The organism is Streptomyces anandii JCM 4720 (genome assembly GCF_014650655.1).
Taxonomy (GTDB): Bacteria; Actinomycetota; Actinomycetes; order Streptomycetales; family Streptomycetaceae; genus Streptomyces; species Streptomyces anandii.
The window spans coordinates 209420-216983 of the sequence record NZ_BMVJ01000002.1 but is presented as its reverse complement, the minus strand read 5'-3'; the positions used below and the strand labels follow the sequence as shown (position 1 = coordinate 216983).

The window sequence follows — 7564 nt, the reverse complement described above, 5'->3', positions numbered from 1 at the left end:
CCTGTTCTGCCGAAAGGCCCCGAGGGGGCAGGCGGTCGCACGGGACTGCGAGGTGTCGCAAGCACGGGCCCAGTGGGGGGAAGGACGCTGTTCCCATCTGTGGGCACGGGGCTGGAAGGGCCGCCTACGGGGCCTCTGGATGGTTGATGCACTTCTGGCGGCGCGGACACTGAGTCAATGCCTACATGCGTGGCTGGTGCCAGCGTTGGCGTGTGCCCGCCACTGGGCGTCCCGCTCTCGGGAAGCTTCGAGTGGATTGCCGGGACGGCAGAGTTCCGCGGCTCAACCCGATCAGCCCGATCGGCCCCAGCAACGCCTACGGCGCTGGAACCGGAGCCGTAACTGCCGACCCGGCTGAGTGAGCTGTTGTCAGTGCCTCCGGGGCGGACCAGGTCTTCGGATGCTTCACCATGACCCGGCGCGATCGCCGCCGGTGGTGGTGGGAATTTGGGGCGTTGCAGGGTGTTCATCTGGGTGGCCGACAGGTCGTAGGACTGGCCCAGCTTGTGCATCTCGGCCGCCGCCTCTTGGCGGACCTTTTCCTTGTCGGCCTTCAAGGCCGCCAGGTCGTACGCCGCCTTGGAGCGGACCGGGGCCGCATCGGGATCGTTGTGCGCCACGTTCGCCGCGTCCAGGTTCGCCTGAGCACTCTTCGCATCCCGCGGGATCGACACCTGAGCCCGGGCGATCGCCCCCGACGCCTCACCCAGCCACTTCGCCGCGCCCTCGCTGAAGTCCCCCAGCGCATGCGTGGAGTTAGCCAGGTCGTTGGCCCACGCGCGGAACGCGTCCGCGCCCTCGCCCTTCCACGCCACCCACTGCGGACGGACCTTCAACTCCTCCGCGATCTTACGGATCTCCTTCGCAGCAGCCGTCAAACGATCCGCCGCCGCCTGCACCTCACCCGCATTCGCCTGATCCAGCCACGCCAACATCTGCTCGTGGCTCATGCCCTCGAAGGACGTACCACCACTCGAGCCAGAACCCCTGCCCGCCATCAGATCGAGCCGCCCGCGTCACCCGTCGGCGTCTGCTCGGTGTGCGGCGACTTGGTTCCGGCCTCGTGGCCGTGCTGGGGCAGCGAGGGGTCGTAGTTCCCGCCGTAGTTCTTCCTCGCCTCGGCGCTGATCGCCGCCATGCGGTGGCGGGTGTCCAGGTCGATGTTCTGGTAGCCCTTGTGCGAGGCCATGACGGCGATGCCCATGCCCTCCATGGAGTCGGACAGCAGCTTCGAGAGTGTCTCTAGCTCGCTGATCACCGTCTCGTACGCCGTGTAGAGGCCGGCGGCCTCGGCCCATGAGCCGCCCCCGCCGCCGAACTGGTGGCGGGCCAGCTGGGACTGTCCGACCTTCGTCGGGCCGGCGTCCGAGCCCTTCAGGTCGCGGATCAGGTCGTCCACTCGCTTCTGGAACTTCGTGAACGACGACAGTTCCATGGCCATGTCGGCCTGGGCGCCTACCGCGGCGCTCAGCGCGCCGGACACGCCTGCTAGGCCGGACAACAACGACGGCGGCTGGTCGGCCGCTCCGGACCCGGCATCGCTCGGCAACACAACGTCCTCCCCCGTGCGTTCGTAAAGCGGAAGCCTCGGTGACAACTCTATCTACGAGCAGTGACACTTCTCCGTCGGGGCGTGCCCCTGTGTGGGAGATACGGCCAACGTCACACCATCCAAGTCGCTTGTCGGGGGCGGCACATGGGTGCTCGTACTCATGTCTGTGGTCCGGGCTACGTCTTGCCGCAGCCGAGCGTCTTGACTGTGGCGGGGAAGTAGGCGCGCATGAACTTCTCGATGTCGTTGCGGTGGGTCTGGTCCATGAGCTTGATCTGGGGGAGTTGGAGGGTGAGGGTGAAGTACTCACCCCCCTTGGTCTTGCACGGCGTCGTGGCGATGGCACCGTCGGTGCCGATGACTGTTTTGTAGGGGGCGGTGATGCTGCGGGGGGCCGTCACGTTGGAGACCGAGCCGCTACCTGTGGCCAGGTATATCAGATCGGTCTCACTGTCATCCCACGAAAAGTGAAACTCCAGCACTGGCTCAGGCCCCGAAAGAAGCACGCAAGGTGCCGTAATGGCGTCTGCCCTGACAACCCGGTTGAACTCGTGTAGGTCATTGTTCGAGGATACGAGTAAACGGGTAACTTGAGGATTGATGGGAGTGCCGCAAATCACCTTTGGTAAGACCCGCTCCGTGAGCCTGCCACAGCCGATGACCAACAAGGGAAGCAGTAGGACGCAGAGAACTGAGATTGGCCTCTTCACTGCAACCGTTCCCCTGAAACCCCAGTCGCATGTGCGCTGCCGTCTCGCGCAGACCTACTGATCTCCTCCTTAGGGTTGAAGTACGGATCCTGAAACCCTCTGTGCACCCTCTTCCATTCCTCCGCGAGAGCCATTAATTGTCCATTCCTCCTCGAATACGATTTGATGTTCGCATCCGCCTGCCCCTCATCCAGCCTCCTCTGCTCGTCCTCCATCCACTTCCCCGTGACGTAGTCGAACCCCTCCTGTACGTCCCCGCTCACCACCGGGATGTAGCTGATTGCCTTGTCGATCAGGGGCTTGGTTTCGAAGGTGGCTTGTTTGGGGTCGCCCTCGGACTGGATGCGGGCCTCTTCGAGGAAGCCCACTGTGCGGCCGACCCGGATCAAGGGTTCTGTGGAGTGGGAGGGGTCTTGGTGGATTGCGGATACCAGGGAATGGTTCAGGCCGCCGTTCAGAGTGGCGTAGGCGTCCTTGTCCTTGGAGATTTGTTTCGTTACCTCGAAGAGTTCGTCCTGTTTCAGGGGGGACTTCGCGATGTCGATCTCGCTCATGGACGCGTGGACCGTCGAGCCGTGGTTCACCAGGATGTTGGCCATGGGGCGGCGCAACGCCGGGGGGAAGTCGTCGCCCTGGTCGGACAAGTAGGAGATCGCTGATTTCAGTACTGCGTCGTTCTGCTTCGTGTGGGGTACGTAGTGCGCGTGTCTGTCCGAGGGGTCGATTCCCGTTGCCGCCGCCTGGAGGGCGGCGCCTAAACCCGCTCGGTTGTCCGTGTCCAGCGTCGGTGCGTAGCCGCCCGCCTTTTCCCCGCCGTGGTCGTGCAGCGTGACGTTCCAGTCGCGGTCCTTCATCAGGTATTTCATGTGGGACTCGTCGCTCAGGTAATGGGCCGCCGTCGCCGGGTCGCGGCTCATGATGCCCAGCATTCCGTCCACGGGGTCGTTCGCGAACCAGCCCTCGTGGCGGCCGGCGTACGCGCCCTTCAGGCGCCAGATTCCCGGGTCCCGCATTTCCGCCGCGATCATGTCGTCCGTCAGGTCTTCCAGTACGCCACGGCCGTAGCCCCGCCCCCTCCGCACCAGCGTGACCAGGGACTGGTAGCCCACCGCCTTGTCCAGGCGGGCGCCCTGCGCGTCGGTCGCGTAGTGGGCCACGCCCGCGTGCCGCATGCCCGTGCGCCAGTGGCGGTACCACCGCGAGTTCGTTTTCCGCGTCGCCGTCGCCAAGGCGTCCGCCAGGCCCGTTTCGAGGGTCGCGTACCTCTGCGCGTCGTGGCCGGGGCGGATGTGGACGAGGTCGTTCAGCTCGTTCGTCAGGCGGATCGTGCCCGTCGGGCCCAGGTCGTCCAGCACGGTCCGGGAGAACGCCTCGTCGTCGCTGTTGTCGCGGAACGTCCGCTCCAGTTCGGTCAGTTCGGTGTCCGACAGGTGGCCGCCCCTGCTCAGCTTCGCCAGCGTGTCCTCCGCCGCCCGGGCCTCGTACCTCTCGATGTCGCCCAGCGCCGCGCCGTTGAAGCCCTTGCCGCCCGCCATCACGTCCGAGTCGACCGTCACCGCGGCCAGCGCGATGTGCACACCCGTGTCGGCGTCCGTCATCTCACGGACCACCTTGTCGATCCGGTTCTGCCAGGAACGCACGACTGGCTCCGGGTGGTCGGTCCGGTCCGTGGTCACCAGGCCTCGCTCCGACACCCTCAGCCCCGCCGCCACCGCCTCCGCGCACGCCGTCCTCAGCCTTGCCCGCAGCGCGGTGAACTGCGTGTGCGCGTCCCTCAGCAGTGACGCGACCGCCCTCGCCTCCGTCCGGGCGTGGTGGAACTCCCTGAGGGTGATCGTGAAGCGGGCGCTCGCGGCCTCCGCGCTCAGGCCCGTCCAGGTGCGGCCCATCGCGATGCCGTGGACCTCGCGCCCGTAGGCCTTCCCCTGTTTCTCGAACTCCGCCGCCATCCCGTCCCAGCGGTCCGCCGCCGTGGTGAGTGCGGAGAGGTCCGTGCTCATGATTTCGTGGTACGTCGGCACCTGGCTGTCCCCGTTCCCCTCGCCCGTCGCCCCTCGCGCGTCAGAACATGTCCAGTACCGAGACTTCGCGCAGCGTCGAGCCCGTCGCCAGGTCCGTGCTCGTCAGGACGCTGTTCGTGCTCCGCAGCGCGTCACGCTCCGCCGTCAGGCGGTCCATCAGGTCGCGGACCTGGTCCGTCCACCTGTGGTGGGCCTTCCTCAGGGCGGCCGAGGTCAGCCAGCCCCCGCCGTCGCGTGCGCCGAAGGCGGTCACCGCCGCGGCCGTGTCCTCGTCGGCCCACTCCCCCGCCTTGCGCGTCCCGGGCGCGATGCCCGTCTCGATGGACAGCGCCGCGGCCCGCTTGTCGGCCGGCGAGGACACCAGGCCCGTTCCGCCGCCCGGCCCTCCGTGCAGTCCACCGTCCACCGCTCGCCCCTGACCTCGCTCGATACGGTCCCTTCAACCCCTTCGACCCATCAACCGCCGCAAGCCCCCCTTCGTCACGCCCTCCGGGCGTGTCGCCCCGGGCCGGCCCCACCCGCGCATGCGAAAGGGCCCGTACGACCGAAGTCGTACGGGCCCTTTCAGGAGCTCAGCTCACGCTGCAGCTACCTGGCCGTGATCACTTGTTGATCTTGGTGACCTGGCCGGCGCCCACGGTGCGGCCACCCTCGCGGATGGCGAACTTCAGGCCCTCCTCCATGGCGACGGGCTGGATGAGCTCCACCTTCATCTCGGTGTTGTCACCCGGCATGACCATCTCGGTGCCCTCGGGGAGGGTCACGACGCCGGTCACGTCCGTCGTACGGAAGTAGAACTGCGGACGGTAGTTGTTGAAGAACGGGGTGTGGCGGCCGCCCTCGTCCTTCGACAGGATGTAGGCCTGGGCCTCGAACTCGGTGTGCGGGGTGACCGAGCCCGGCTTGATGATGACCTGGCCGCGCTCGACGTCCTCGCGCTTGATGCCGCGGAGCAGCAGACCGACGTTCTCACCGGCCTGACCCTCGTCGAGCAGCTTGCGGAACATCTCGATGCCGGTGACCGTGGTGGTGGTCTTCTCCTGCTTGATACCGATGATGTCCACGGTCTCGTTGACCTTGAGGACACCACGCTCGATGCGGCCGGTGACGACCGTACCGCGACCGGTGATGGTGAAGACGTCCTCGATCGGCATCAGGAACGGCTTGTCGACGTCGCGCTCCGGCTCCGGGATCGCGGTGTCGACGGCGTTCATGAGGTCCAGGACGGACTGCGTCCACTGCGCGTCGCCCTCGAGGGCCTTCAGCGCGGAGACACGGACGACCGGCAGGTCGTCGCCCGGGAACTCGTACTCGGAGAGGAGCTCACGGACCTCGAGCTCGACGAGCTCCATGATCTCCTCGTCGTCCACCATGTCGGCCTTGTTCAGGGCGACGACGATGTACGGAACGCCGACCTGGCGGGCCAGGAGCACGTGCTCCTTGGTCTGCGGCATCGGGCCGTCGGTGGCGGCGACCACCAGGATCGCGCCGTCCATCTGGGCGGCACCGGTGATCATGTTCTTGATGTAGTCCGCGTGACCCGGGCAGTCGACGTGGGCGTAGTGACGCGCCTCGGTCTGGTACTCGACGTGCGCGATGGAGATGGTGATACCGCGCTGGCGCTCCTCGGGAGCCTTGTCGATGTTGTCGAACGGGGTGGCCTCGTTCAGCTCCGGGTACGCGTCGTGCAGCACCTTGGTAATGGCGGCCGTGAGGGTCGTCTTACCGTGGTCGATGTGACCGATGGTGCCGATGTTGACGTGCGGCTTAGTCCGCTCGAACTTCGCCTTCGCCACTGGGGTCCTCCTGTGGAGTGGTTCTGTACGCCTTACTTCATCGGCGCCAGGTGATCTTTGCTGGATGGCCCGGATCCCCGGGGCATTCCTCCCGCTTCGCTACGGAAGCGGTGGAATGCCCCACGAGGCTCCGGAGTCAAGCCTACGGGCTGGAACTCGGGTGAGTTACTCGCCCTTGGCCTTCGCGATGATCTCCTCGGCGACGTTCCGCGGAACCTCGGCGTAGGAGTCGAACTGCATGGAGTAGCTGGCCCGGCCGGACGTCTTGCTGCGCAGGTCGCCGACGTAACCGAACATCTCCGAGAGGGGCACGAGGCCCTTCACGACGCGGGCACCCGCCCGCTCCTCCATGGCCTGGATCTGGCCACGGCGGGAGTTGATGTCGCCGATGACCTCGCCCATGTAGTCCTCGGGCGTGGTGACCTCGACGGCCATCATGGGCTCGAGGAGAACCGGGCTGGCCTTGCGCGCGGCCTCCTTGAAGGCCTGCGAGCCGGCGATCTTGAACGCGAGCTCGGAGGAGTCCACCTCGTGGTAGGCACCGTCGAGCAGCGTCACGCGGACACCGGTCATCTCGTAGCCGGCGAGGATGCCGAACTGCATGGCCTCCTGCGCACCGGCGTCGACCGAGGGGATGTACTCCTTCGGCACGCGGCCACCGGTGACCTTGTTGATGAACTCGTACGAGGTGTCGCCACCCTCGATCGGCTCGATCGCGATGATGACGCGAGCGAACTGGCCGGTGCCACCCGTCTGCTTCTTGTGGGTGAACTCGACCTTCTCGACGGCCTTGCGAATGGTCTCGCGGTACGCGACCTGCGGCTTGCCGACGTTGGCCTCGACCTTGAACTCGCGCTTCATGCGGTCGACGAGCACCTCGAGGTGAAGCTCGCCCATACCGCCGATGACGGTCTGGCCGGTCTCCTCGTTGGTGTGCACCTGGAAGGAGGGGTCCTCCTCCGCGAGACGCTGGATGGCGACACCCAGCTTCTCCTGGTCACCCTTGGACTTGGGCTCGATCGCGACCTCGATGACCGGCGCCGGGAAGTCCATGGACTCCAGGATGACCGGGTTCTTCTCGTCCGCCAGCGTCTCACCGGTGGTGGTCTGCTTCAGGCCCATGACGGCGACGATGTCGCCGGCGCCCACCGACTCGATCTCCTCACGCTTGTTGGCGTGCATACGGTAGATCTTGCCGATGCGCTCCTTGCGGCCCTTGACGGAGTTCAGCACGGCGGTGCCGGACTCCAGACGGCCGGAGTACACGCGGACGAAGGTGAGCTTGCCGAGGTGCGGGTCGCTCATGATCTTGAACGCCAGCGCGGCGAGCGGCTCGTCGTCGGACGGCTTGCGCGTGATGACCTTCTCCGCGTCCCGGACGTCGTGGCCCTCGATGGCCTCGACGTCGAGCGGGGAGGGCAGGTAGCGCACGACCGCGTCGAGCAGCGGCTGGACACCCTTGTTCTTGAAGGCGGTGCCGCAGAA

At 66.5% G+C, this 7564-nt stretch carries 6 protein-coding genes and 1 pseudogene; all 7 read right to left on the bottom strand.

The genetic code is table 11. The features are described from left to right. Window positions 1-950 (bottom strand): annotated as a pseudogene (locus IE249_RS36110) (translation initiation factor IF-2); the annotation flags it as partial. 47 nt (window positions 951-997) lie between these two features. Beyond that, entirely contained in the window at window positions 998-1483 is a 486-nt protein-coding gene (locus tag IE249_RS04120) for a DUF2563 family protein (protein WP_229857475.1), read from the bottom strand. 245 nt (window positions 1484-1728) lie between these two features. Beyond that, the gene (locus tag IE249_RS04115; RefSeq protein WP_189703390.1) at window positions 1729-1953 is read right to left on the bottom strand and encodes a hypothetical protein; all 225 of its coding nucleotides are present in this window, start codon (window positions 1951-1953) and stop codon (window positions 1729-1731) included. A 305-nt stretch (window positions 1954-2258) separates the two neighbouring features. Further along, a complete protein-coding gene (locus IE249_RS04110; protein WP_229857473.1) occupies window positions 2259-4262 on the bottom strand; it encodes a hypothetical protein in 2004 nt (667 codons plus the stop codon). A gap of 61 nt (window positions 4263-4323) precedes the next feature. Beyond that, window positions 4324-4689, bottom strand: coding sequence for a hypothetical protein (locus tag IE249_RS04105; RefSeq protein WP_229857471.1), 366 nt, complete (start codon window positions 4687-4689; stop codon window positions 4324-4326). A gap of 196 nt (window positions 4690-4885) precedes the next feature. Next, a complete protein-coding gene (gene tuf / locus IE249_RS04100) occupies window positions 4886-6079 on the bottom strand; it encodes an elongation factor Tu (protein WP_143627906.1) in 1194 nt (397 codons plus the stop codon). 165 nt (window positions 6080-6244) lie between these two features. Then, the coding region (fusA, locus tag IE249_RS04095) for an elongation factor G (protein WP_189703388.1) at window positions 6245-7564 on the bottom strand (1320 nt) is incomplete at its 5' end.

Coding starts and splice junctions, on each gene's coding strand:
- IE249_RS04110 (WP_229857473.1), bottom strand. CDS start 4,262: ATGAGCACGGACCTCTCCGCACTCACCACGGCGGCGGACCGCTGGGAC.